The organism is Pseudomonas sp. HMWF006, assembly GCF_003061205.1.
Taxonomy (GTDB): domain Bacteria; phylum Pseudomonadota; class Gammaproteobacteria; order Pseudomonadales; family Pseudomonadaceae; genus Aquipseudomonas; species Aquipseudomonas monsensis.
The window spans coordinates 1-1,767 of record NZ_QAIU01000170.1; the positions used below are offsets into that span (position 1 = coordinate 1).

A 1,767-nucleotide genomic window follows, 5' to 3' on the forward strand; every position below is an offset into this window, starting at 1 on the left:
GGTGGAGTCGCCCAAGCGAATGGCGTCTTTCATGTTGTCACTCCTTTGACCATGGCCTGTTTATTTGCACGGACGCACGATGCAGACCGTCAACAGTTCTGCAAAAATTGCCCTTGGTGCGAAATGCTTCCTTGAGCGGCATCTTTTCATCGTCGTCACCATCCTCAAGACATCTATAGTCGCTGCCGCCCAACGCCGAGAGCATGGTTTGGTAAAGGCTCAATGACTTGAAATTGACCTGAAGCCACAGAACGCTCTCACTTTCATAGATCAATCTAGCGTCATAATCAGCGCTGCTGTTGAGCGACTGATCTTTCAGGTAGAGGTCACCAGGCTGTTGCACGCGAACACATGCGCCGCTGCCCTCTAGTTCCTTCATTACTTTGCTGGCTGAGGTGGTGTCGTCGAACACCAGCTTGCATTCATAACTCATTGCAAAAACAAACCCGCCCCCACTATTGTCCAACCTGCATTGTGTATTTGTCCGGGATTGTGTTTTGAGCCTTGCGATTAAAATTTCTCATGAACCGACTGCACTATCTTTGTAGTTCTGGCCTAAGTAATGCTGGAGAGATTCTCTCCAGCCATTATTATCTGAGCCCGACAAAAAAACAGAGGATGGCTTAGCTGCGCCCTCCAAGGAATCGATTAAAACTACTAATAAAATCTTTCCTCAGACCCGGCAATATTTTTTTCAGGATCAAAAAGTAAAGATAGATAGGGGTTGGACCATCGCCCTCCTCTTCCCAAACCTCCTCTGTACCATAGCAATAGAGCACACCTCGGATGAAATTTGCAAAATCTTCATCTTCCTTGCGACTTTGCTGCTCCATTTTCCAGAGATCGACAGTGAGCTTCTTTCGAAGTACCTCATCACTTTCGATACGCTCGCGCAAGATGGCCTCTTTCAAGAACGGCACTAACTTTTCCAACTTGCTGGCAGCAATAGTTTTTAATTCACCTCTTTGGATAAGACCCATTAGATAACTAGCGTACTCACGCGTCATCTCGCCATAAGAAACATTCGCATCAAGCAACTGCTCCTCCAGATCATCAAACTCTTTAACTTCAATACTATCAATCATTGTGCGGCCCCATCTTCCATTTCTAGCCTACCCATAACTTGTTTACATGACTTACAGTATGGCTTCAAAACTCCATCATTCCTGTGCGTCGTTGATCTGCCACCTTTAGTTAGAGCCTTCAACTCATCGACTGTCTTAACGTTGTATTTTTTCGCAATATTGCTAAGGGCGTCCGCCTCGCCGCAATCACCATGAAAGACAGAGCGATCGTCAATATGAACATCCTCATAAAGTTCAGCCACTACTGGATCATGGATACCATTGCCTAGAGCACGCTTGCTGAAACCTATCTCAGTTTGTGGAAGGTTGTCACTTTCTATGGTTGTGCGGGTTCCCTTATTATTCGGCGTTATCCCCTTAACACGAGCCAACCCAAGTGGATCCACCCATTGGATAGGATTTGGCGCGTAGGCATAAAAATTCAGCCCTCCTGCCCAGCGGGCAGGGTCTTTACTTATAAACCGACCAACGCTTGGGTCGTAATACCGATGCCTGTTGTAATGCAGCCCCGTCTCATGATCGTGATACTGCCCCTGGAACCGTATCGGGTTCATCACGCCATGCTGCCGCGCCCACTCCGAGCGCTGTTCCGTCACCTGTCCCCACGCTTTGTATTGCGCGGTCCAGGCCAGGTTGCCTTGGGAGTCGGTCAGCTCTTGCGGCGTGCCGAGGTGATCACACT

The 1,767-nt window shown here is 48.2% G+C and carries 3 protein-coding genes; all 3 read right to left on the bottom strand.

Annotation, left to right across the window (positions count from 1 at the left end):
- Positions 1 to 37: 37 nt before the first annotated feature.
- A complete protein-coding gene (locus DBR24_RS06790) occupies positions 38 to 412 on the bottom strand; it encodes a hypothetical protein (RefSeq protein WP_256591310.1) in 375 nt (124 codons plus the stop codon).
- 211 nt (positions 413 to 623) lie between these two features.
- A complete protein-coding gene (locus DBR24_RS06795) occupies positions 624 to 1,085 on the bottom strand; it encodes a hypothetical protein (RefSeq protein WP_128614295.1) in 462 nt (153 codons plus the stop codon).
- Positions 1,082 to 1,767: RHS repeat domain-containing protein (locus tag DBR24_RS31630; RefSeq protein WP_256591311.1), on the bottom strand; the 686-nt coding region annotated here is incomplete at its 5' end. The genes DBR24_RS06795 and DBR24_RS31630, both read right to left, overlap by 4 nt.